The 22,130-nt window shown below is 70.6% G+C and carries 25 protein-coding genes and 1 riboswitch; of the genes, 13 read left to right on the plus strand and 12 right to left on the minus strand.

The genetic code is table 11. The features are described 5' to 3' along the window. Positions 1-78: 78 nt before the first annotated feature. The 3 genes from AB0383_RS10560 to AB0383_RS10570 form a co-directional block, all read right to left on the minus strand. Positions 79-975, minus strand: a complete 897-nt coding sequence (locus AB0383_RS10560; protein WP_364169928.1) for a lysozyme — start codon at positions 973-975, stop codon at positions 79-81. A 172-nt stretch (positions 976-1,147) separates the two neighbouring features. Beyond that, entirely contained in the window at positions 1,148-1,963 is an 816-nt protein-coding gene (locus AB0383_RS10565) for a lysozyme (protein ID WP_366186558.1), read from the minus strand. A 211-nt stretch (positions 1,964-2,174) separates the two neighbouring features. Continuing rightward, positions 2,175-2,852 carry a type VII secretion system-associated protein gene (locus tag AB0383_RS10570; RefSeq protein ID WP_364169933.1) on the minus strand — a complete coding sequence of 226 codons (678 nt, stop codon included), beginning with the start codon at positions 2,850-2,852 and terminating at the stop codon, positions 2,175-2,177. 58 nt (positions 2,853-2,910) lie between these two features. Between AB0383_RS10570 and AB0383_RS10575 the strand changes: the two genes are divergently transcribed. From AB0383_RS10575 to arfB, 7 genes are all read left to right on the plus strand, one after another. After that, entirely contained in the window at positions 2,911-3,291 is a 381-nt protein-coding gene (locus AB0383_RS10575; RefSeq protein WP_220245083.1) for a sterol carrier family protein, read from the plus strand. A gap of 187 nt (positions 3,292-3,478) precedes the next feature. Further along, a complete protein-coding gene (locus AB0383_RS10580) occupies positions 3,479-4,357 on the plus strand; it encodes a helix-turn-helix transcriptional regulator (RefSeq protein WP_364169935.1) in 879 nt (292 codons plus the stop codon). A 426-nt stretch (positions 4,358-4,783) separates the two neighbouring features. Further along, positions 4,784-5,023 (plus strand): DUF397 domain-containing protein, encoded by a 240-nt coding sequence (locus AB0383_RS10585; protein ID WP_220245081.1) that lies wholly within the window; start codon positions 4,784-4,786, stop codon positions 5,021-5,023. Further along, entirely contained in the window at positions 5,010-5,381 is a 372-nt protein-coding gene (locus tag AB0383_RS10590) for a hypothetical protein (RefSeq protein ID WP_354864993.1), read from the plus strand. The genes AB0383_RS10585 and AB0383_RS10590 overlap by 14 nt, the downstream gene beginning before the upstream one ends. 226 nt (positions 5,382-5,607) lie before the next feature. Next, positions 5,608-7,134, plus strand: a complete 1,527-nt coding sequence (purF, locus tag AB0383_RS10595; protein ID WP_364169938.1) for an amidophosphoribosyltransferase — start codon at positions 5,608-5,610, stop codon at positions 7,132-7,134. A gap of 30 nt (positions 7,135-7,164) precedes the next feature. Beyond that, positions 7,165-8,235 carry a phosphoribosylformylglycinamidine cyclo-ligase gene (gene purM / locus AB0383_RS10600; protein WP_364169941.1) on the plus strand — a complete coding sequence of 357 codons (1,071 nt, stop codon included), beginning with the start codon at positions 7,165-7,167 and terminating at the stop codon, positions 8,233-8,235. Between the two features lie 55 nt (positions 8,236-8,290). Continuing rightward, the gene (gene arfB, locus AB0383_RS10605; protein ID WP_364170721.1) at positions 8,291-8,707 is read left to right on the plus strand and encodes an alternative ribosome rescue aminoacyl-tRNA hydrolase ArfB; all 417 of its coding nucleotides are present in this window, start codon (positions 8,291-8,293) and stop codon (positions 8,705-8,707) included. On the opposite strand, the gene AB0383_RS10610 is transcribed toward arfB, so the two are convergent. The 3 genes from AB0383_RS10610 to AB0383_RS10620 all read right to left on the minus strand — a co-directional run bounded on the left by AB0383_RS10610 (position 8,704) and on the right by AB0383_RS10620 (position 11,450). Beyond that, positions 8,704-9,447 carry a GNAT family N-acetyltransferase gene (locus tag AB0383_RS10610; RefSeq protein ID WP_366186563.1) on the minus strand — a complete coding sequence of 248 codons (744 nt, stop codon included), beginning with the start codon at positions 9,445-9,447 and terminating at the stop codon, positions 8,704-8,706. The genes arfB and AB0383_RS10610 overlap by 4 nt on opposite strands. Before the next feature lie 191 nt (positions 9,448-9,638). Continuing rightward, positions 9,639-10,295, minus strand: coding sequence for a VanZ family protein (locus AB0383_RS10615; protein ID WP_366186565.1), 657 nt, complete (start codon positions 10,293-10,295; stop codon positions 9,639-9,641). A 258-nt stretch (positions 10,296-10,553) separates the two neighbouring features. Next, a complete protein-coding gene (locus AB0383_RS10620; protein WP_366186567.1) occupies positions 10,554-11,450 on the minus strand; it encodes a Gfo/Idh/MocA family oxidoreductase in 897 nt (298 codons plus the stop codon). A 43-nt stretch (positions 11,451-11,493) separates the two neighbouring features. Further along, positions 11,494-11,629, plus strand: a riboswitch (cobalamin riboswitch). A 52-nt stretch (positions 11,630-11,681) separates the two neighbouring features. Between AB0383_RS10620 and AB0383_RS10625 the strand changes: the two genes are divergently transcribed. From AB0383_RS10625 to AB0383_RS10640, 4 genes are read left to right on the plus strand one after another with little or no spacing between them, the layout of a single operon-like run. Beyond that, a complete protein-coding gene (locus AB0383_RS10625; RefSeq protein ID WP_366186569.1) occupies positions 11,682-12,296 on the plus strand; it encodes a hypothetical protein in 615 nt (204 codons plus the stop codon). Continuing rightward, positions 12,286-13,362, plus strand: coding sequence for a CbiQ family ECF transporter T component (locus tag AB0383_RS10630; protein ID WP_364170723.1), 1,077 nt, complete (start codon positions 12,286-12,288; stop codon positions 13,360-13,362). The genes AB0383_RS10625 and AB0383_RS10630 overlap by 11 nt, the downstream gene beginning before the upstream one ends. After that, positions 13,359-14,957 (plus strand): ATP-binding cassette domain-containing protein, encoded by a 1,599-nt coding sequence (locus AB0383_RS10635; protein WP_366186571.1) that lies wholly within the window; start codon positions 13,359-13,361, stop codon positions 14,955-14,957. The genes AB0383_RS10630 and AB0383_RS10635 overlap by 4 nt, the downstream gene beginning before the upstream one ends. Further along, a complete protein-coding gene (locus AB0383_RS10640; RefSeq protein ID WP_366186573.1) occupies positions 14,954-15,739 on the plus strand; it encodes an ECF transporter S component in 786 nt (261 codons plus the stop codon). The genes AB0383_RS10635 and AB0383_RS10640 overlap by 4 nt, the downstream gene beginning before the upstream one ends. 33 nt (positions 15,740-15,772) lie before the next feature. Here the strand turns inward: AB0383_RS10640 and AB0383_RS10645 are convergent, their stop codons facing one another. Further along, entirely contained in the window at positions 15,773-16,627 is an 855-nt protein-coding gene (locus AB0383_RS10645; protein ID WP_364169958.1) for a 3-hydroxybutyryl-CoA dehydrogenase, read from the minus strand. Positions 16,628-16,730: 103 nt separating this feature from the next. Continuing rightward, positions 16,731-16,919 (minus strand): DUF3073 domain-containing protein, encoded by a 189-nt coding sequence (locus AB0383_RS10650; RefSeq protein ID WP_364169961.1) that lies wholly within the window; start codon positions 16,917-16,919, stop codon positions 16,731-16,733. Between the two features lie 207 nt (positions 16,920-17,126). Between AB0383_RS10650 and AB0383_RS10655 the strand changes: the two genes are divergently transcribed. After that, entirely contained in the window at positions 17,127-18,023 is an 897-nt protein-coding gene (locus AB0383_RS10655) for a hypothetical protein (protein ID WP_364169964.1), read from the plus strand. On the opposite strand, the gene AB0383_RS10660 is transcribed toward AB0383_RS10655, so the two are convergent. The 3 genes from AB0383_RS10660 to AB0383_RS10670 are packed head-to-tail and all read right to left on the minus strand — an operon-like array spanning position 18,004 to position 20,721. Continuing rightward, positions 18,004-18,942, minus strand: a complete 939-nt coding sequence (locus tag AB0383_RS10660) for an asparaginase (RefSeq protein WP_366186576.1) — start codon at positions 18,940-18,942, stop codon at positions 18,004-18,006. The genes AB0383_RS10655 and AB0383_RS10660 overlap by 20 nt on opposite strands. Then, the gene (locus AB0383_RS10665; RefSeq protein ID WP_366186578.1) at positions 18,939-19,505 is read right to left on the minus strand and encodes an aerial mycelium formation protein; all 567 of its coding nucleotides are present in this window, start codon (positions 19,503-19,505) and stop codon (positions 18,939-18,941) included. Before AB0383_RS10665 ends, AB0383_RS10660 begins: the two co-directional genes overlap by 4 nt. A gap of 49 nt (positions 19,506-19,554) precedes the next feature. Beyond that, positions 19,555-20,721, minus strand: coding sequence for a folate-binding protein (locus AB0383_RS10670; RefSeq protein ID WP_364169972.1), 1,167 nt, complete (start codon positions 20,719-20,721; stop codon positions 19,555-19,557). 31 nt (positions 20,722-20,752) lie between these two features. Between AB0383_RS10670 and AB0383_RS10675 the strand changes: the two genes are divergently transcribed. Further along, entirely contained in the window at positions 20,753-21,598 is an 846-nt protein-coding gene (locus tag AB0383_RS10675; protein WP_364169973.1) for an aminodeoxychorismate lyase, read from the plus strand. Here the strand turns inward: AB0383_RS10675 and AB0383_RS10680 are convergent. Next, entirely contained in the window at positions 21,580-22,023 is a 444-nt protein-coding gene (locus AB0383_RS10680) for a hypothetical protein (protein ID WP_364170725.1), read from the minus strand. The genes AB0383_RS10675 and AB0383_RS10680 overlap by 19 nt on opposite strands. Positions 22,024-22,130 lie beyond the last annotated feature (107 nt).

Genomic DNA, 22,130 nt, shown 5'->3' on the forward strand with positions numbered 1-22,130 from the left:
CCGGCCGCCCCGCAGGCAGGGGCGGCCGGGAGCCTCAGCCGGGAATCAGCGGTGAATCAGCTGTCACCCAGGAGCGGATCAGCCGTTGGCCAGAGCCTGGACCCGGTCGAGGGCACCGTTGAAAGTGTCCTGGTCGAGCGGGCTCGAGGTGTACTGCCAGACGGTGTAGTAACCCCAGCCGTTCGGCAGTGCGCCGGCCGACGACGCGTACCGCGCGACCCAGAGCGGCACCGTGGACGAGAAGTTCTGCGATGTGCCCACGCACTGGTTCCACCAGCTCGCCGAGGTGTAGATGACGGGCCAGCGGCCGGTCTTGGCGTGGTAGGTGTCGTGGAAGTCGCGGATCCACGCGCCCATCGAGGCCTGGCTCAGGCCGTAACACGTCGCGCCGTACGGGTTGTACTCCATGTCGAGCGCGCCCGGCAGGGTCTTGCCGTCCTTGGACCACCCGCCGCCGTGGGCGACGAAGTAGTTCGCCTGCGCCGCTCCGCTGGAGGTGTTCGGGGTGGCGAAGTGGTACGCACCGCGGATGAAGCCCTGGTTGTACGAACCGTTGTACTGCTGAGTGAAATACGGGTTGGTGTAGCTCGTGCTTTCCGTCGCCTTGGTCCAGACGAACCGTTTGCCCTGGTTCCACCAGCTCGCCCAGTTGACGTTGCCCTGGTAGCTGGCGACGTCCATGCCCGGCACGGTGGCCAGGACCTGGTTCGGGATGGCGGCCGCGGGCTGCGGCTGCTCGGCTTTGACTTTGGACGCCGGTGTTGAGGAATCGCCCTCCACTCGGCGGATTTGGGACCCCAGTTCGTGGTTGTGCGCCTGGATGTCGGCGTTTATCGCAGTGATCTCACTGGCCGATTGGTCCGGGTTGTAGGGAACGGCAATCGCCTGGGCCGTGGAGCCGAGCAGGAGCGCCACGGTGGGGATGGCCAGGACGGCGAGCAGGGTCGCCCGCCGTCCTCTTCGGGAAGTGGACATCGTTGAATCCCTTCACAGATACCCTCGCTGAGGGCGGCTATTGCAGGTAGCCGCCCGGGGGAGATTCTTGATGACGTCCCTCGGTTTGTCATCAAGATCCGTGAAGTTAAAAGTTCGCCTGGGTGATTTTCATCGGTTGATGACTACTAATTCCCAGCGTAGTAACGAATGTTCACCCGATTGCCAGATCGCGGAGGTTGGTGAGGGGACCGTTGAGCCAGTTCTGGTCTCCCGGCAGCGAACCCTTGTCCGCGAACTGCCAGATCGCCTGACTGTGCCAGCCGGCCGGCAGCTCGCCGATCTGCGTGTTGTAGCGCGCGAGCCACAGTGGATTCGCGCCGAGCGCCGGGCTGTTGCCGGTGCAGCGTTTCCACCAGCTCGTGGACGTGTAGATCGTGGGCAGGCGCCCGGTTCGTGCACGGTAAGTGTCCGAGAAGGACCGGATCCACGCGACCATGCCGGCGGGGTCCTTGCCGTAACAGGTCTCGCCGTAGGGGTTGTACTCCGCGTCGAGCGCGCCCGGCAGCGTTTTGCCGTCCGCGGACCAGCCGCCGCCGTGGGCGAGGAAGTAGTTGGCCTGCGTCGTGCCGTCGGACACGTCCGGGCGCGCGAAGTGGTACGAACCGCGGATGATCCCGGCTTGGTACGAACCGTTGTACTGCTGGGCGAACTGCGGGTTGACGAACCCCGTGCCCTCGGTGGCCTTCACGTAGACGAACTTCGCGCCGGCCTTCGCGGCGGCGGTCCAGTCCACCGCGCCCTGGTGGCCGCTCACGTCGTGACCGAGGACCTGGTCGCTCGCGGTGTATTCCACGTTCGGCGCGCCGGCGACGCCCTCGTACTTCTCGATCTGCGAGCCGGCGTAGTGGTCGTCGGCGCCTTCGTAGCTCGGCGCGGCTGTGGCCGGGGTGCACAGCGCGAGCCCGGAAACGACCGCGGCGCCCCACACGGTGGCACTCCGGCGCAGCAGCGGATTACGACGCTTCACCCTGGGCTCCCAACCGGACGCGTGTACTCCAACGAAGGCAAACGATGCCCGCAAGCCGCCGTTCCGGCGACTCGGTGATCACCTGATGGAGTGAGGACCGCAGGTCGGGGTGGGGTCGAGATCCGTGAGGGTGACGGGTCGTGGGTACGAAATAGCCCGCAGTCCACTCGGGACAGCGGGCTATTTCGAAACGTCTCAGCCGGAGTGGAGCTCAGCGCCGTTCTTCGGCCAGCGCCTTCAGCAGGTGCTCGGCCGGCACGACGGCGGTGATGCCGTCGTGCGGGTTGATGGCCACGGGGTGCCCGCCGAGCAGGCTGACGATGTCGCGTCCCAGCACGGCGCGTGCGTGCGGCCACTCGCGCGGCACGAGCGACTTGGCGGTGTAGGCGGGGACCATCACGCGGCCGTCGGTGTTGTGGAAGCCGATGACCGTGCGCTGCACAGGGGACATGGCGTAGACGAACAGCGTCGAGTCGAGGATGACCTTCGGCAGATCTTCGGCCGGGCGGTGCTCGGTGCGCACGAGCTGCAGCAGCCGCTCCAGCTCCGTGCCGGGCTCGGGGTAGCCGAGCGCCTTCGGCGAGGGCCGGTAGCGGTCGTTGGGGTGGAAGTCCTCGACGACGTCGCCCGAGGCGTTCACCGGGTACGCGCCCACGACGGCCCACGACGGCACCGGGCCGCCCGGGTCGAAGGCCTCGTCGATGACGTAGAGCCAGCTGTTGGGGTTGGCGCGCGCGTTGGCCCGCATCTCGGGGGTGATTTCGGGTTTGCCCTGCGGTCCGCGCCGGCCGTGCCGCCCGGCGGTGGCGGGCTTTCCCTCCGGTTTGCCGCGGCGCGCCGCGGGGGTGGTCGGGGAAACCATCCGATCTGCCTCGTCCCGCTGCGCCATCGCCGTCCCTCGGTGCCGGGTGCTGAATGTTCGTCCGACGTCACTCTACTGTTGGGCCATGGCCTCTTCGCGTTCGGTCGATCCCGCTGAGTTACGGGCGGCGGTGCTGGCCGTTTCGGGCTGGTTGCGAGGTGACGGGCCGGATCCGGCGCGGCCCGAGCTGGCGGCCGCGGTGCGGCTGAGCCTCAAGGCGCTCGCCGCCGACGCGCCCGGGCGCAGCGTCGAAGTGCGCGTGCCGCCGTTCGCCGCCGTGCAGTGCGTCGAGGGTCCCCGCCACACCCGGGGAACGCCACCGAACGTGATCGAAACCGACCCCCGCACGTGGCTCGAGCTGGCGACGGGCCTTCTCGATTGGCCCAGCGCCCTCGACGCGGCGCGCGTGACGGCCTCGGGCTCGCGGGCCGACCTTTCACACTGGCTCCCCGTGGTCCGGCTCTGACCACCTGGGGGTCTTGACCGGTGATTACTCACCTGACTGTGTCGTCGGGGGCCGACTCTCCGTAGAATCGTGACGACAAACCCGACGCGTGCCGAGCCGTGCTATACGGGTTGGCTCTGTACGTGTACTTTGGGTAGTCGGGCTGGAATCCCCCAGGTAAACGAGCGGCGTACGGAAGGTCCCGGTCATGAACGCGGTGAACGCGTCCGGTGGCGAGCAGAGTCTCGGCCCGACTGCGCGCCGGATGATCCTCGGCTCGCAGCTGCGCAAGCTGCGTGAGGAAGCCGGGATCACGCGTCAGCAAGCGGGCTACAACATCCGTGGTTCCGAGTCCAAGATCTCCCGCCTCGAGCTCGGCCGCGTCGGTTTCAAGGAACGCGACGTCGCCGACCTGCTCACCATGTACGGCGTCGCGGACGACGAAGAGCGTCGCGCTTTCCTCGACATGGTCACGCAGTCGAACGAGGCCGGCTGGTGGCGCAAGTTCGGCGATACCGTGCCCGGCTGGTTCACCGACCTCGTCGGTCTGGAAGAAGCCGCGTCGCGCATCCAGATCTGGGAACCGCTGTTCGTCTCCGGCCTGCTGCAGATCGAGCCCTACGCGCGTGCGATCTTCAGCCACGGCCGCCCCGAGATGGCCGACGAGAAGGTCGACCAGCTCGTGGCCCTGCGCATGCGCCGCCAGAAGTTGCTGGCCAGGCCCGACGCGCCCCGCCTGTGGGCGGTCCTCGACGAGTCGGTGCTCTACCGGCCGATCGGCGGGCCGAAGGTGTTCAAGCAGCAGCTCGAGTACCTGCTCGAGGTCACCACGCTGCCGCACGTGTCGGTGCAGGTCCTCCCGTACTGCCGTAGCGGTCTGTCGGCCGAGCACGCCTTCACGCTGCTGCGCTTCGCCGAGTCGGAACTGCCGAACATCGCCTACGTCGAGTACCTCACGGGCGCCCACTACCTCGACAAGCGCGACGAGATCGAAAAGTACGGCCGCGCGCTCGACCTGCTGGCTGTCGACGCGGAGACGCCGGAGCGCAGCCGGGCTCGGTTGGCCAAGCGCCGCGCGGAGATCTGAGTCTCGCCGAGTTCGTGGTCTGCCTGAGCCGCTGAGGGGTCCTCAGCCGCGTCGCGAGGGTGCCGCGTCATGTCACTCTGCAGGGCGTCGAGGCGCCCGCAGGGCGTCGAACCGGCGGTCACTGAAATTTCGGCGCTCACACGCCGTCGCGGCTATTCACCCGCTGAGGTCGCCGGTGGGTCGAGCTTTCGCTCAGCGCCACTTTCCTGGCGTCAACAGCGACCCAGCGTGATTTTTCACCCCTTCGAGTGGTGATGTAATCGTCCGACCGGGACTTTCTACTGAAGTCTGTCGTCACGCAGTGAGAAACTTGCAGAAACTTCTGCACGTGCATTTACCGCTGCATGAGCGCGTGCTAGCGTCCCAGTCACAGGTAGATGCACGTGCAGATTCCTGAGCTTTTCACCGTCCCGGAAGGTGGGGATCATGGCTGAGCGGTTCGAGAACGGCATTCCGGCCGACCGTCTGACCGGCGCCCAGTGGCGCAAGGCGAGCTACAGCGGCGCTGTGGGCAACTGCGTGGAGGTCGCTCCGCTGGCATCCGGCGAGATCGCGATGCGCAACTCCCGCTTCCCGACCGGTCCGGCGCTCGTATACACCCGTGCGGAGATGGCCGCGTTCCTCGCCGGCGCGAAGGACGGCGAATTCGACGATGTCCTCGGCTGACGCGCTGGAGACCGTCGAAACCGGTCTCCAGGAGCTCATCGGCCGCGGGTACCAGTTCGTGCACCAGACGGACGCGAACGGCGAGTTCGAAGCCGTGGTCGGCGTGCGGGTCCACGACAACGTGGTGGACGTCGTCCGGCTCAACGCCGAGGACGACGCGGTCGCCACGCGGGTGCCGGGGACGGAGGACAACGTCTTCGAGCCCGAGAAGTGGCTGTGGCGCCGCCGCGGTGAAGTCGCCGAGGTGCTGACCGAAGTGCTCGCGCTCCCCGATGAGGAGACCAAGGCGCTCGCCCCCGCCAAGGGGTGCTGGGTGCCCGGGCGCGGTGGCACCTCGAAGTGGCTCGCGGCCCGCTGAGACACCCTTGATCTTCAGGCCCCGTGCGATGTGGACAGCCACGTCGTGCGGGGCCTGGTTCACGTTCGGGGCCGAGAATCGGGATCCACAACGCGAGCACTGCTCTCCCTGGAGCGGTCGTCACAAGCCCGTGAAGTGGGGAGAACCACGTCGCGCACGGCCAGACCCGGCTTAACACCCCTTACACTTGGACTTGGCCCGCCCACGTCTTCTTGGGAGCACCTCGGTGGTTTCCGACCCCTCCGCCCGTCCTGACCAGCCCGAACCGGAACCCCGCGAGGAGTGTGGCGTCTTCGGCGTCTGGGCTCCCGGGGAAGAGGTCGCGAAGCTGACCTACTACGGCCTGTACGCGCTGCAGCACCGCGGGCAGGAGGCGGCCGGCATCTCGGTCTCCGACGGCTCGCAGATCGTGGTCTTCAAGGACCTCGGCCTGGTCAGCCAGGTGTTCGACGAGCAGGTGCTGCAGTCGCTGCAGGGCCACATCGCTGTCGGGCACTGCCGCTACTCCACGACCGGCGCCACGATCTGGGAGAACGCGCAGCCGATCTTCCGCACCACGGCCACCGGCAGCGGCCTGTCGTTCGCACACAACGGCAATCTCGTCAACACCGCCGAGCTGCGCGACCGCACGAAGGCCGCCGGCCTCAAGCCGCACGCGGGCCTCACCGGCTCGTCCAGCGACTCCGACCTCGTCTGCGGCCTGCTCGCCGCCAACGCGGCCGACAAGGGCATCGAGGCCGCGGCCATGGAGCTGCTGCCGACGCTGAAGGGCGCGTTCTGCCTGGTCTTCGCCGACGAGAACACCCTCTACGCCGCCCGCGACCCCCACGGCGTGCACCCGCTCGTGCTCGGCCGCCTGGAGCGCGGCTGGGTCGTGGCGAGCGAGACGGCCGCGCTGGACATCTGCGGCGCGTCGTTCGTGCGCGAGGTCGAGCCGGGTGAGCTCATCGCCATCGACGCGGAAGGCCTGCGCTCGTCGCGGTTCGCGAACCCGGAGCCCAAGGGCTGCGTGTTCGAGTACGTCTACCTCGCCCGCCCCGACACCACGATCGCCGGCCGCAGCGTGCACGCCACGCGCGTGGAGATCGGCCGCCGGCTCGCCGGCGAGCACCCGGCCGACGCCGACCTGGTCATGCCCGTGCCGGAGTCCGGCACGCCGGCCGCGATCGGCTACGCGCAGGGTTCGGGTATCCCGTACGGCACCGGTCTGGTGAAAAACGCCTACGTCGGGCGCACGTTCATCCAGCCGTCGCAGACGATCCGCCAGCTGGGCATCCGGCTGAAGCTCAACCCACTGCGGGACGTGATCCGCGGCAAGCGCCTGGTCGTGGTCGACGACTCGATCGTCCGCGGCAACACGCAGCGCGCGCTCGTGCGCATGCTGCGGGAGGCCGGCGCGCTCGAGGTCCACGTGCGGATCGCTTCGCCGCCCGTGCGCTGGCCGTGCTTCTACGGCATCGACTTCGCCTCGCGTGCCGAGCTCGTGGCCAACGGCGTCGACCTCGACGGCATCCGCCGCTCGATCGGAGCCGACTCGCTGGGCTACATTTCGCTCGACGGCCTGGTCGCGGCCTCGGAGCAGCCGAAGTCACGCCTGTGCACCGCGTGCTTCTCCGGCGAATACCCCATCGACCTGCCGGACGACGCGTTGATCGGCAAGCACCTGCTGGAAAGCATGGATTCGGTCAATGGCAAAGCGACTCCGGTCAGCCCGGCCGGGTACGGTGCCGAAGACGCCGTCCGGCGTCCCTAGTCAGATTTGTCCAGTAGGGAGTCCGCTTCCGTGAGCGAGTCCACGAGCGCCACGTACGCAGCCGCCGGTGTCAGCATCGAAGCCGGTGACCAGGCCGTCGAGCTGCTCAAGCCCCACGCCGAGCGCGCCACCCGCCCCGAGGTGCGCGGTGGTGTCGGCGGGTTCGCGGGGCTGTTCTCGCTCAAGCTCGACAAGTGGAAGGAGCCGGTGCTCGCGTCGTCCACCGACGGCGTGGGCACCAAGATCGCGGTCGCGCAGGCTCTGGACAAGCACGACACCGTGGGCATCGACCTGGTGGCCATGGTCGTCGACGACCTGGTCGTGACCGGCGCCGAGCCGCTGTTCCTGCAGGACTACATCGCGGTCGGCAAGGTCATCCCGGAGAAGATCGCGGCGCTGGTCGGCGGCATCGCCGAAGGCTGCGTGCAGGCCGGTTGCGCCCTGCTCGGCGGCGAGACGGCCGAGCACCCGGGCCTGATGGGCGAGCACGACTACGACGTGTCGGCCACCGGCGTCGGCGTGGTCGAGGCGTCCGCGCTGCTCACGCCCGAGAAGGTGCGCCCGGGTGACGTCGTGCTGGCCATGGGTTCCTCGGGCCTGCACTCCAACGGCTACTCGCTGGCCCGCCACGTGCTGCTCGACATCGCGCGCATGCCGCTCGAAGGGCACGTCGAGGAGTTCGGCCGCACGCTCGGCGAGGAGCTGCTGGAGCCGACCAAGATCTACGCCAAGGACTGCCTGGCGCTGGCCGCCGAGACCGAGGTGCGCACGTTCGCGCACATCACCGGCGGCGGCCTCGAGGCCAACCTCGCGCGCGTGATGCCGCGGGGCCTCGTCGCACGGCTGGAGCGCGGCACGTGGACGCCGGCGCCGGTGTTCGCCCTGATCGGGCAGCGCGGCAAGGTCGAGCGCGCCGAGCTGGAGAAGACGTTCAACATGGGCGTCGGCATGGTCGCGATCGTGTCGGCCGAGGACGTCGACCGGGCGCTGGCCGTGCTGACCGCGCGCCACGTGCCGGCGTGGATCCTCGGCGACGTGCAGCCGGCCGACAACCCCGACGGCCCGCGCGCCGTGCTCTCGGGCGACCACCCGAGGTTCTAGAAACGCGGTTGTCGCGGCTGGAAGACTGGACAGCGTGGCATCAGTAGCAGAGGACGTGGTGGTCGGCTCCCGGTTCGTGATTCCGGCGGCCGAGTTGAGCGAGCGCTTCTCCCGGTCGTCCGGACCGGGCGGGCAGGGCGTGAACACCACCGACTCGCGCGTGGAGCTCTCGTTCGACGTCGCGCGGTCGGCGGTGATCCCGGAGTCGTTGCGCGAGCGGATCGTGGCGCGGCTGGCGGGTCGCCTGGTCGACGGCGTGATCACCATCGCGGCCAGCGAGCAGCGTTCGCAGCTGCAGAACCGCGACGCCGCGCGTGAACGCCTCGCCGACCTGCTGATCAAGGCTTCGGCGCCGCCGCCGGCCAAGCGGCGTCCCACCAAACCCTCCCGGGGTTCGAAGGAACGCCGCCTGGCCGCGAAGAAGCGCCGCAGCGACGTGAAACGCGGCCGCGGCGGCCGGTTCGACGACTAGCTCACCGACAGGTGCACGCACTCGCCGGCCGGCTGGTAGCCGACGCGGCGGTAGACCGTGGCGATGCCCAGATCGCCCGGGGTGAGGAAGGCCGTGGGGCCACCTCGCTCGTGGACCAGACGCGTGAGATGCGCCGTGATCGCCGCGGCGATTCCCCGGCGGCGGTAGGCCTCGGCGACGGCGATGCCGGCGATCTCGGCCGCGCCGTCCACGATGTCCAGCGCGAACCCGCCGCCGATCACCGCGCCCGTCGCGGTGTCCTCGGCGCGCACGGCGCGGTCGCCGAACGAGCGGGTGCTCGCCAGTTCGGCGTCGGACACCTCCGGGGACTCGCCGAAGGCCACGTTCTGCGCCGAACGCAGGCTGCGCAGGTCGGCGTCCGTCTCCGGAACACGGAGCACGATCCCGGCGGGTGCCGGGTGGTCCACGAAGTCGGCCGGGGTGCAGGTCATGAGCGGGATGCGCCGCTCGAGCGAGTACCCCTGCGCGACGAGGAGGTCCTCCAGGCCGGGCGCGGCTTCGGTGAAGAACTCCAGCCGGGGCTGCAGGCCGCGGCCCGCGTACGCCTCGGTCAGCGCGGTGATCTCCGCCGGTGACGGCCCGGCGCCGTCATCGGGGATCGCGTAGTTGAGCATCGGGTGGCCGGTGGTGCGGGAGAAGGTCGCGAGGAACGGGCCGATCCGTTCGACGTCACGGCCTCGGGGCGCGGTGGCACGGACATGCGCCTGAAGGGCGGACATGCTGGGTGATCCCTTTCGGGGTCGAAGGAGACCCACGCGCGCTGCCGAGAAGGGCAGGGCATGGGAGGACGGCTGACGGGCTCGCGTCAGGCTTGACCTCGGCCGTCGCGAGCAGCGGCAGCAAACATAGGCGTTCCTTCGTCCGAAGATCCGAGAGCTTCCAGTGTCCCAGCTGGGGCAACCGATTTAACTCAGCGCCGTTCGCGGTGGCCGATCCCGGCGTAGCGCGTGTCCCACACCGAACGCGGCACGCGCAGGCGGACAGGCGCGTTGCAGACGGTCCGCCGCACCTGCTGCGGGATCGCGACCACGGGCACCACGTCGAAGTAGCGCCAGCCGCGGCGGGTCAGGGCGGCACCGAGCGTGGCGCCGATGGTGTTGAGCAGCACGTCGTCGGTCGAGGTCACGCGGCCGCTGTGGATGAGGAACTGCGTGACCTCCACCAGCACGGACGCGCTCAAGGCGGTGAGCGTGATCCGGCTGATCGACCGCAGCCGGCGCAGGCGCAGCGGCACGAGCGCGCCCAGCGGGCACAGGAGAAGCAGGTTGCCGACGACTTGCCAAAGCGATCCGTCGTCGGACAGCGCGGCGGCGAGGTCGGCACCGGGCACGAGATCGAGGGTGCTCCCCGAAGCGGCGCCGACGGGCATGATGACCAGGCAGAGCACGAGCGCGCCGATCGTCACCGCCGTCACGTCGACGGCCGCGGTCGCCGACGCGTGGCCGAGGCTGATGCTGCTTCTTCGCCGCCTCCGCGCGGCGAGCAAGGGCCAGCAGAGCAGCGCGTACGGCAACGCGATGGCCGTGATCGGGATGATCCCCCAGAAAGCGCGCAGCAAGGCGCCCATGCGCTTCCCTTCTCGAACCCCTCTGAACTGCTTCTTCCCGCCCTCCCAAGATCAACCTTCGCATTGCCGGTTCGAGTCGGCATGCTCAGCGGGCCGCACTATTCGGTGATCTTTCCGGTGGCGCGAAACGGCTTCCCGTGGTTCGGTCGAGGCGCGGACCGTCCATAGTGGATGCTGTGGACAACCCTGTGGAAGGATTTCGCCGACTTGGTGAAAAGCCTTGTTTCACAACGGAAATCAAGGGTTCGAGCCTGTGTACTACCCGGCGAGCTCGCGCGCCTTCCCGATGAGCGCGGACAGGTGCAGGCCACGGTGGACGTCGCACGGATGCGTGGTCGTGCCACTCGCGACCATGGCCGCGAAGTCGTCCAGCAGTGCCGTGTAGGACTCCCCGGCGGTGCCCGGTTTGCGACCGAGCGTCCGGTAGCCGTGCTCGCCGTAGACCGCGACCTCGACCACGCTCGGCTGAACCGGCAGTCGCAGCGACAGCGTCGCGGTGCTCGTGGCGCCGCCCTCGTGGGCGAACATCAGCTGCCACAGGTCGTCGGGGCCACGGTGAGCCGCGAGCACGTCGGTGATGCGGCCGAGGGCGGCGTCGAGCAGGTCGAACGCGTGCGGGCCGATGTCGGCGAGCGCGCCACCGGCCGCGTCGAGGCGCCAGGCCGAGGTCGAGTACTGCCCGCCGAGCAGCGCGCCCGACAGCCAGCGCGCGCCACCGCCGCGCCAGCCGCCCGAGGCGGCGAGGCCGTCGAGCCACTCGCGCGTCTGCTGGGAGAACCGCAGCGTGAGCATCACGAGCGACGCGACGCCGGCTTTGTCCACGGCGTCGGCCAGCCGCTGGGCGCTCGCCAGGTCGGCGGCGATCGGCTTCTCGAGGATCAGGTGCTTGCCGGCCTCGGCCGCGCGCGTCGCGATCTCCGCCTGCACGGCGGGCGGCACGGCGAAGGCGAGGGCGTCGACCAGCGAGAACAGCTCGTCGAGGTCGTCGGTGCCGACGGCTCCGTGGGCCTCGGCCAGCGGACGGGCGCTGGTGATGCGGCGCGCCCACACGGCGGTGAGCTCGGTGCCGGGGTGTTCGGTCAGGCCCGGCGCGTGCACCGTGGTCGCCCAGGGACCGGTTCCGACGAGGCCGATGCGCAGCTGTCCGACGTCCACGCCCGGCAGTGTAAGTGTGTCCGGCGCCGCTTCCGGCGGGTACCTCCGGTGGGTTAACGTCGGTCAGCTGTACACCACGATCGGGGGAAGCCGGTGGGAATCCGGCGCTGACCCGCAACCGTGAGCGGCCGCCCGTGCGGCCGTGAGCCGGATCGCCCGCCGTGGTCCGATTCGATGCGAGGTTCATCAACGATGCGGTTGTTCCCTGTCTTTTCTGCCCGGCTCCTTGCCGTGGCCGCGCTCCTGGTCACCGCCGGTCTGTCCGGTGCGAGTCCCGCCACCGCGACCGTGCCCGGCAAGGGCGCCGCGGGGTACTGCCCCGACGCCACGGGCGTGACGGTGGTCGTCGACTTCCAGGACCTCGGTGGCGACACCCTGATCCGCTGCGCGCCCGGGCCGCAGGCCGACGGCGTGGCGGCCATGCAGAACGCGGGCCTCGACATCGCGGGCGTCGGCAAGTACGGCCTCGCGCTGATCTGCAAGATCGAGGGCAAACCGGCCGACCAGTCGTGCTCGGGGATGCCGCCGGAGAGCGCGTCGTGGAGCTTCTGGACGGCGACCGACGGTGGCAAGTGGGCTTCGAGCCAGGTCGGCGTGCAGGGCTGGAAGCCGCCGGCGGGGAGCTTCGAGGGCTGGTCGTTCGCGCACAAGAAGTCCTTCCAGGACTACCCGCCGCCGCGGGTGGCGCCGGTGCGGAAGGCCAACGTGCCTGCGCCCGCGGCCGCGGCCACGGATTCCGGCGGCAGCGGTTTCCCGTGGAGCCTGGTGATCGGGCTCGTCGTGATCGCGGTGCTCGTCGTCGCGGGTGTGGTCGTCGGGCTGCGGCGCAGGCGTGCTGCCCGGTAACGCGCGGGCTCTGCACCCGGGCGCGTGGTGGGTGTGGGCGCTCGCGCTCGCCGTCGCCGCCAGCCGCACCACCAACCCGCTGCTGCTCGCGCTGGTGATCGCCGTGGCCGGGTTCGTGGTGGTGAACCGCCGGGGCGACGCGCCGTGGGCGCTGGCTTTTCGGGTGTACGCGCTGGTCGCGGGCGTGATCGTGGTGTCGCGCGTGCTGTTCCGCATCCTCAGCGGCGGCGAGGACGGCGGCCACGTGCTCTTCACGCTGCCGACGATCCCGCTGCCCGCCGCGGCCGCCGGGATCGAGCTGCTGGGGCCGACGTCGGCGGAGGAGCTGCTCGGCGGCTTTTACGACGGGCTGCGGCTGGCCACGATCGTGCTCTGCGTCGGCGCCGCCAACGCGCTGGCCAACCCGAAACGCCTGCTCAAGGCCGTGCCCGGCGCGTTGGCCGAGGTCAGCACGGCCGTCACGGTGGCGCTTTCGGTCGCGCCCCAGCTGGTGGAGAGCGTGCAGCGGGTGCGGCGCGCGCGACGGCTGCGGGCGGCGCGCGGCCGGGGGCTGAGGTTCGTGAAGGGGGTTTTCGTGCCGGTGCTCGCCGACGCGATGGACCGCTCGCTCCTGCTGGCGGCGGCCATGGACTCGCGCGGCTACGGCCGGCGTGGCTACCTCGCGCCGCGCGTGCGGGTGCTGATCGCGACCTGCGTGCTCGCGGGGCTGTTCGGGGTCGCCGTCGGGGTGTACGGGGTGCTCGACGGGTCGTCGAGCTGGCTCGGCGTGCCCATGCTGGTGGCGGGCTTGGCCGTGGCGTCCGCCGGGTTCGTGCTGGGCGGACGGCGGATCCGGCGGACGGCGTACCGGCCTGATCCGTGGCGGCTGCCGGAGACGTTGGTGGTGCTGTGTGGGGTCGCGTCGGCGGGGCTGCTGCTGGCTTCCTCGCCGGCGCAGCTGGCCACGTCGGTGAGCCCGCCGAGCTGGCCGACGTTGCCCTTGCTGCCGGCGTTGGCCGTGTTGATCGCGGCGTTGCCGGCCTGGCTCGCGCCGCGGCCACTGCCCGTCGCCGAGGTGGCTCGATGATCGAGTTTTCACAGGTCACCGTCACCTACGACGGAGCTTCCTCGCCGGTGCTGCGCGGCGTCGACCTCGTGGTGGAGGAAGGCGAGCTGTGCCTCGTGGCCGGGCGCACGGGGGTCGGCAAGTCGACTTTTCTCGGCGCCATCAACGGGCTCGTGCCCCACTTCACCGGCGGGACCCTGGCCGGGCGCGTGCTCGTCGACGGCCTGGACACAGCCACGCACCTGCCGCGTGAGCTGGCCTCGGTGGTCGGCGTCGTGGGGCAGGACCCGCTCGCCGGGTTCGTCACGGACACCGTCGAGGAAGAGCTCGCATACGCGATGGAGCAGCTGGCCGTGGCGCCCGACGTGATGCGCAAGCGCGTCGAGGAGACGCTCGACCTCCTGGGCATCGCCGAGCTGCGCGACCGTCCACTTCGGACGCTTTCGGGCGGCCAGCAGCAGCGCGTGGCGATCGGGTCCGTGCTCACGGCGCACCCGCGCGTGCTCGTGCTGGACGAGCCGACGTCCGCCCTCGACCCGACGGCCGCCGAGGAGGTGCTGGCCGCGATCACGCGGCTGGTCCACGACCTCGGCACGACGGTCGTCGTCGCGGAGCACCGGATGGAGCGCGTGGCGCAGTACGCCGACCGGCTGCTTTACCTGCCCGGCGACGGTTCCGTGCGGTCCGGACCGCCGGCGGAGGTGGTCGCGGACGCCGACGTGGCGCCGCCGATCGTGGAGCTCGGCCGCTTCGCGGGGTGGTCGCCGCTGCCGCTCTCGGTGCGGGACGCGCGGCGGCGGGCCGGGCCGTTGCGGGAGCGGCTCTCGTCGGTGACCCGCCCTGCCGCGGCCGGCGTGCCTACGGAGGACGCGCTCACCGCGCAGGGGGTGCAGGTGCGCTACGGGGGCGTAATGGCCGTGCGTGGGGTGGACCTGCGGCTGGGCCGGGGCGAGGTCGTTGCGCTGATGGGGCGCAACGGGTCCGGCAAGTCTTCGCTCCTGTGGGCGCTGCAGGGCAGTGGGCCGCGCTCGGGTGGAACCGTCGACGTGCTGGGGGCGGACCCGGCTTCGGTGCGGCCGCGGGCGGCGCGGTCGCGTGTCGGTCTGGTGCCGCAGACGCCGTCCGACCTGCTGTACCTCGACTCCGTGGCCGCCGAGTGCCGGCAGGCGGACGTCGAATCGGGCGCCGCCGCGGGCACGGCCCGGGCGTTGCTGGACCGGCTGGTTTCGGATGTCTCCGCGGATGCGAACCCTCGTGACCTCTCGGAAGGACAGCGGCTCGCGCTCGTGCTGGCCGTGCAGCTGGCGGCCGCGCCGCCCGTCGTCCTGCTCGACGAGCCCACGCGCGGCCTGGACTATCCCGCGAAGCGCCACTTCGCCTCGGTGCTGGCCGCGTTGGCGGCCGAAGGTCACGCGATCCTGCTGGCCACGCACGACGTCGAATTCGTCGCCGTGGCCGCGCACCGCGTGGTGGTGCTGGCCGAAGGCGAGGTCGTGGCCGACGGCCCGACCTCCGACGTCGTCGTGTCGTCCCCGGCGTTCGCACCGCAGGTCGCGAAGGTCCTGGCGCCGCAGGAATGGCTGACGGTCGCCGAGGTCGAGCAGGCGCTGAGGTGACCGACTTCCTCGGCCCGGCCGTGCGGATCCGGCTGCGAACCGCCGCCGTGCTCGTGGTTGCCGTGGCACTCGGCCTGGCAATGTTCTGCTGGCCGCTCTTCGTGTCCACGCCGCCTTCGGGCCACACCGCCGACGCGCCGTTCATCTTCATGGCGACGCTGCCGGTGCTGATCCTGATCGTGCTCGCCGAACTTTCCAGCGGCGGTCTCGACGCGAAGGCCCTGGCCCTGCTCGGCGTCCTGTCCGCCGTCGACGCGGCGCTGCGGCCGCTCGGCGCCGGCACGGGCGGCATCGAGCTGGTGTTCTTCCTGCTCGTGCTCGCCGGCCGCGTTTTCGGCCCGGGCTTCGGCTTCGTGCTGGGCGCGACCTCGCTCTTCGCGTCCGCGCTGCTCACGGGCGGCGTCGGGCCGTGGCTGCCGTTCCAGATGCTCGCGTCTTCACTGGTCGGCCTGGGTGCGGGGTTGCTCCCGCGGGGCGTGCGCGGCCGCTGGGAAATCGCGCTGCTCGCCGCCTACGGTGTGGTGGCCGCGTACTTCTACGGGCTCGCGATGAGCATGTTCACCTGGCCGTTCCTGGCGGGCACGTCGGCTTTGGACTTCGTGCCGGGTGCGCCGCTGGGCGCCAACCTGCACCGGTTCCTCGTCTTCACCGTGCTGACGTCCACGCTCGGCTGGGACACGGGCCGCGCGATCACCAACCTCGTCGCGATCCTGGTCCTGGGCCCGGCCATCCTCACGATCCTGCGCCGAGCGGCTCGGCGAGCGGCGTTCACCCGGCCCTGAGCGAACGCCCGGCCTCGTCGAGCCCGTCGAAAATCAGTAGGTGTAGAAGCCCCGACCGGACTTCTTGCCCATCAGGCCCGCGTCGACCATGCGCAGCAGGAGCGGCGGGGCCGCGTAGAGGGGCTCCTTGAACTCGTCGTACATCGAGTCCGCGATGGCCTTCACCGTGTCGAGGCCGATGAGGTCCGACAGGCGCAGCGGGCCCATCGGGTGGGCGGTGCCGAGCTCCATGCCGCGGTCGATGTCCTCGGCGGTGGCGAAGCCGGACTCGACCATGCGGATCGCCGAGAGCAGGTAGGGCACCAGCAGCGAGTTGACGATGAAGCCGGCGCGATCCTGGGCGCGGATCACCGTCTTGCCCAGCGCCCCGGCGTGCTCCTCGGCGCGGCGGGCCGTGTCGTCGCCCGTGAGCAGCGACGGGACCAGCTCCACCAGCGGCAGCACCGGCACGGGGTTGAAGAAGTGGATGCCCACGACCTGCTGTGGCCGGTTCGTGGCCATGGCGATCTTCACGATCGGGATCGACGAGGTATTGGACGCGAAGATCGCATCTTCCCGCGAGACGATCTTGTCGAGCTGCCCGAACACGTCGACCTTGGCCTGCTCCTGCTCGAGGATCGCCTCGATCACGAGGTCACGGTCGGCCAACTCGGCCAGCTCCGTGGTGAAGCGCAGCCGACCCAGCGCCGCGTCGGCGTCCTCGGCCGACAGCTTGCCGTTCTTCACGCCCCGCTGCAGCGACCTCTCGATGCGCGCCTTGCCGGCGTCGAGAGCAGGCTGGCTGACCTCGGTGATCACCACGTCGAAACCCGACTTGGCGTGCACCTCGGCGATGCCCGAGCCCATCTGCCCGGCACCCACCACGCCGACTCGCTGAATGTCTGTCACCGGCTAGCTCCTTCGTCACGCAGGCACAGAAAATGGGCAGCACGCGACGCGCGAGGGTGGTGCCGGGCCGTGCCCGGACTCCACCCTCGCGTATCGCGTCTGCTCAACGCCGGTATTCGTCGTACCCGTCGTCGTACGGGTCCTCGTACCGGTTGTCGTCCTCGTGCCCGTTGCTGGGCGAGGAATCACTTGACAGCTCGCGCTGCAAAGCATCGAAATCGGTGTCGTGGGAGCTGTACTTGAGCTCGCGCGCCACCTTCGTCTGCTTGGCCTTAGCCCGGCCGCGCCCCATGGCTCGACCCCCTCGCACAGGGGCGGGGCGGCCGGGGGAATCGGCGGCCCCGCATCGTCTCGACAGTTCTTTCCTGGTCACACCGTACCGTGTCCCGGGGGTTCGATGCGACGTGGCACGGTGTGCCGGTGGCGACAGTGTCCGCCGGACGCCGGTTACCGGCCTGTCGGGGGTGATCCGCGCAGGTGGGCGTGCCACGATGCTCAGGTGCTCCGTCCCTTCGTGGCGTATCTGAGGGTGTACGAACCCCTGCTCGCGCTCGGTGACCCGCCCGACGACCGCCTGCGTGAAGCGGTCGCCGCGGCGAAGCTGCGCCGGGCCGCGATCGGCGAACGCGAGCAGGCTGTGTGGCTCAAGTCACAGGCTGCCGCGCCCGCCCGGTTGCTGCCCGCGGAGCTCGCCGACGGCCGGCCCGCGCCGAGCTTGCTGACCGACGTCCTCGTGCTCGACCCGGCGGAGGTGCCGGCCGGCCACCCCGGCACCGGCCCGTTCGTCTGCCCGCTCGAACTGCGCGCCCGCGCGGCCGCCGCGCTGGTGACGTTCCTCGGCGACGCGACCCCGGCGTTGAAGAACGCCGTGCTCGACGCCGGCGGGGTCTCAGCCGACCGCGCCCGCTCGCACACGAAGGCCGCGATGACCGACCTGACCACGGCCGCCGCCCACACGCTCACCACCACCTGGACCGTGCCGCTGCCGTGGTTCGTCCTCGTCGACCCCGACGAGCGCAAGCTCGTCCTCGGCTCCGGCCAGGACGATCCGGTGCGCGAGCTGTCGTGGCGCATGTCGATGTCCGACGCGCTGACCCGCGCGGCCGAGGCCGGCGAGCTGATCGAGGCCGCGTTCGGCGACTCCGGTCCGGGCCGCGTGCTGTCGCAGACGCGCCAGTGGCTGGAGAGCTTCGACCCGGACTCCGTAGTGGAACTGGACTACGGCGGCCTGGTGCAACTGTTCGCCGATGCGATCCTCGAGTCCGACACCACGGCCGAGGAGGTTCACGACATCCTCGAGGCCCTGCGCACCGGCAACGTCGAGGAGCTGGCCGAGCTGTTCTCCGAGCTGCGCGAGTTCTGGGGCGACCTCGCGGCTAGGGAGCGCTCCAACTGACGAGCAGCCGGCCCACGGGCCGGCCACCACCGAGCACGGGCGGGTTCGCGAGGGCTTCGAGGTCGGAGACGTCCACGCCCAGGTGCGCGAGCACGGCCACGGCCAGCGGCGCGCAGCCGCGCTTCGCGCCGTCCGACATCTTCAGCGCCACCGCCGTGCCGTCGGCCAGCGCGAACGCCAGCACGCCCTCGGCGCCGATCTTCGACAGCAGGCCTGGCACCGCGCCCATCAGCGCGGTGTCCTCCCGGTCCGTGCCGGCGACCAGCCACGGGTGCGCGCGCATGGCGTCGGCCACGCGCAGTTCTTCGGACCCCGCCGAAGCCTGCACCAACCGGCCGAACGCCCGCGCCAGGCCGGTGAGCGAGTAGGCGAACAGCGGCGCACCGCAGCCGTCGACGCCGGTGGTGGCGATCGGTTCCCCGGTCAGCTCCACCACGGTGTCGGCGAGCGCCTTCTGCAACGGGTGGCCCGGCTGCTCGTAGCCGTCGGTCGGCCAGCCCGCGGCGACGCAGGTGGCGAGCATCCCGGCGTGCTTGCCGGAGCAGTTCATCGTGACGCGCAGCGGCTCGGTCGCCGCGTACATCGTCGGCTCGTGCAGCGGGTACGCGGGCGGGCAGGCCAGCGCCGACTCGTCGAGGCCGGCCGCCGCGAGCATCGCCGCGACGCGCTCGACGTGACCGGGTTCGCCGGAGTGGGAACCGCAGGCCAGCGCGAGGTCCGCGCCGTCGTAGTCCAGGCCGGCGCGCAGCATGCCGACGCCCTGCAGGGGTTTGGTGGACGAGCGCGGGAACACCGGACTCATCACGTCGCCGACCTCGTGGATCACGCTGCCGTCCGGGGCCGTGATCACGAGCGAACCGCGGTGCACGCTTTCCACGAGGCCGGACCGCTCGACCTCGACGAGAACCGGTTCTGTCACTCTTCGGTGCGTCCCAGTTCGGAGTCGAGCAGCTCGTCGACGGTCGCAGAGCCGCGCTGGTAGCGGGCGGCGATCTCGGCGTTGAGGGTGTCCATCACGCCTTGCACCTGGCGCCGGAACGTGGACACCGAAGACTCCTCGGTGGCGTAGGTGTCGAGCGCGGAGGCGAGCTTGCCGTCGGAGAGCGTGCCGACGTCGGTGAGGTCCGTGTCGCCGATCAGCGCCTCGGCGTGGCGGCGGTGCTCGCCGGCGCGCGAGGGTTCGAGCTGCTGGTGGCGCCCGGAACCGGTGGCGGGGCCGAGCGCGTTGTCGGCAAGGATCATGGCTAACTGGTCGACGATGCTGTTGACGCCACCGGACGACCGGCGCTGCTGTTCCGCGCGCACGATGTCGATCCGCGCGTGCAGCAGCCGGCGCAGGTACGAGAGGTCGGTCTCCTCCTGCGCGGCCTCGTCACGGCGTTCGCGCAGCACCGGCAGCGGCAGGTCGCCGAGTCCGGTGAGGTATCCCGGGGCGAGGACGCGGTCGATCCGCCGTCGCCCACCGGGACGCACTTCGATCACGGGCACATCCTGCTCTAGATTCCCCGACAATGCTACCGCCGGGTTCGCTTCAGCCCCGCAACCGTTGCGCGGCCTCCCGACCAGGGGCGGCGTGCTCACCCGGCACGGAGTCGGGGTCCACGATGGCCTGAACGATGCGGTCAGTGTTGTTTTCAGAGTTCTCGGCCGCGTCGTCTTTCCCCAGTCCGGCCAGCAGTTCCGCGCCTGCGGGCACGGAGCGCTTGACCAGGGCCAGCGCGATGGGGCCGAGCTCGTGGTGCTGCACGACGGTGCCCACGCGGCCCACCACACGTTCGCCCAGGCGCACCGGGTCACCTGTTTCGGGCGTGATCTCGGGTGAACCGTCGAGATGCAGCAGCGCGAGGTAGCGCGGCGGGCGCCCGACGTTGTGCACCTTCGCGACGGTCTCCTGGCCGCGGTAGCAGCCCTTCGCCACGTGGGCGGCGCTGCCGATCCAGCCGACCTCGTGCGGGATGGTGCGGTCGTCGGTGTCCACGCCGACCCGCGGGTGCCGCGATTCCACGCGCAGCGCTTCGAACGTCCAGCTGCCGGCCGGGCGCGCACCCGCGTCGGTGAGGCGCTGCCACCACGTCGCGAGCTCTTCACGCGGCACGAGAAGGTCCACACTGGACCGGGACGGCCACGGCATGCGGCGCGCGAAACCACCGCCGGGCAACTCCGACACGGAATACGGCTCGGTACCGACCTCCACACCCACCGCCGTCAGTACGCGTTCGGCCTCGGGCCCGAGCACGGTGAGGACGGCGAGTTCCGTTGTGGCGTCGAGGATCTCGACCTTCGACCAGAACTTCATCGCCTCGAGGTATTCACGCAACGTCTGCTTGCCGCCCTTGGGCAGCGCGCTCGTCGCGACGGGGCCGGGGTCGCTGTCGAGCCAGACGGTGCCGTCGAGGTGCGCCAGCACGAAGTGCGTGTCGACGTGGCCCTGGCTGTCGAGCACGAGGGCTTCGGTGCCGGACCCTTCGGGCAGCTCCGTCACGTGCTGGGAGATCACGAGGTGCAGCCAGCTCAAGCGTTCTTCGCCTGAAACAGCCAGCACTTCGCGGTGCGAGCGGTCGATCACGACCACGCCGCGGGCGGCGGTGCGCTGCTCGGCGAACGGATCGCCCCAGTGCCACGGAACTCCCGACTCGGGGTGTCCGTCAGGCGCGGCGATCGCGCGGGGGGCTTCGAGCAACGGCGAGCGGTAGGCCATAACCACAAGACTAGGTGAGTACCGTGACACTATGCGCGTCCTCGCCTTCCTCGATGGAACCCTGGCCGACCCCGAAGCCGCCCACATTCGTGTGGACGACCTCGGATTGCTGCGCGGAGACGGGGTGTTCGAGACCATCCTCGTGGCTGACAAAAAACCGCGGGAACTGCGTCCGCACCTCGACCGACTCGCCCGCTCCGCGGCGATGCTGGAGCTGCCGGCGCCCGACCTCGCCGCCTTCGAGACGGCGGCCCGCGCCGTGATCGACAACTGGGCCGGTGGTCGGGAAATCGCGTTGAAACTCGTGTACACGCGGGGTGTCGACGGTGATCCGGCCGGCACGCCGACCGCGTTCGCCATCGGCATGGAGATCGACGAGAAGGTGCGCCGCGCCCGCGCCGAGGGCGTCGCCGCGGTGACGCTGGAGCGCGGCTTCGGACCCGAGGTCGCCGAGCGCGCGCCGTGGCTGCTGTTGGGCGCGAAGACCGTTTCCTACGCCGTGAACATGGCCGCCCTGCGCGAGGCCGGCCGTCGGGGCGCACAGGATGTGATCTTCACCGCTGCCGACGGTTCCGTGCTGGAAGGCCCGACGTCCACGGTCGTGCTGGCCCGCGAGCGCACGCTCTACACGCCGCCGTCCACGGTCGGGATCCTGCCGGGCACCACGCAGGCGGCGCTGTTCCGCGGTGCGGAGAAGGCGGGCTGGACGGTGAAGGTGGAGCCGTTCTCGGCCGCCGACCTGGCGACGGCCGATGGGGTGTTCCTCGCGTCGTCGGTCCGGCTCGTCACCCGCGTGCACACGCTGGACGGCACCGCCTTGCCCGACTCGGCGGAGCTGCACCGCGAGCTGGTGGCGGCCTACGAAGGCGAGTACTGAGCCGGTGCCTCGCTGATCACCACGGCGGACGCGCGGACGCCTTCGGCCTCGTAGGCGGCGATCTTGTGGTGCCCGACCAGGATCAACGGCCGGGTGCCCGACAGCACGACGGCCACGGGACGGTGGCCGGTCCGGATCGCGGTGCGGTAGTAGGCGACGCGCGCTTCGTCGTCGGGTGGCCAGGTCGCGGTGGGCACGAGGGGCTCGTCGGTGTCGAGTCGGGCGGGGCCGTCGACCTGGTAACACCCGTCGACGAGCAGAGCCAGCAGGTCACGCAGCGTCTCGGCCAACGGACGCCGCAGCTGGCCCGTGGCCAGCGCGATTCGCAAGGACTGCGGCAGCTCCACCTGCACGCCACCGTTCCGTTCGAGGACCCTGTTCAGCTCCAGGACACCTGTCCCACCCGTGACCGTTACCCGTTCCACGCTCATCAAGACGAGCGGAACCGCACAGAGGTTCCAGGGTGTGCCTGCGCGAGTGCGCCGAGTGACCCGCGTCTCACCACGGCGTGTTGGTGAAGGCCGGTGTTCGA

It is taken from the genome of Amycolatopsis sp. NPDC051373, assembly GCF_040689465.1.
GTDB lineage: Bacteria > Actinomycetota > Actinomycetes > Mycobacteriales > Pseudonocardiaceae > Amycolatopsis.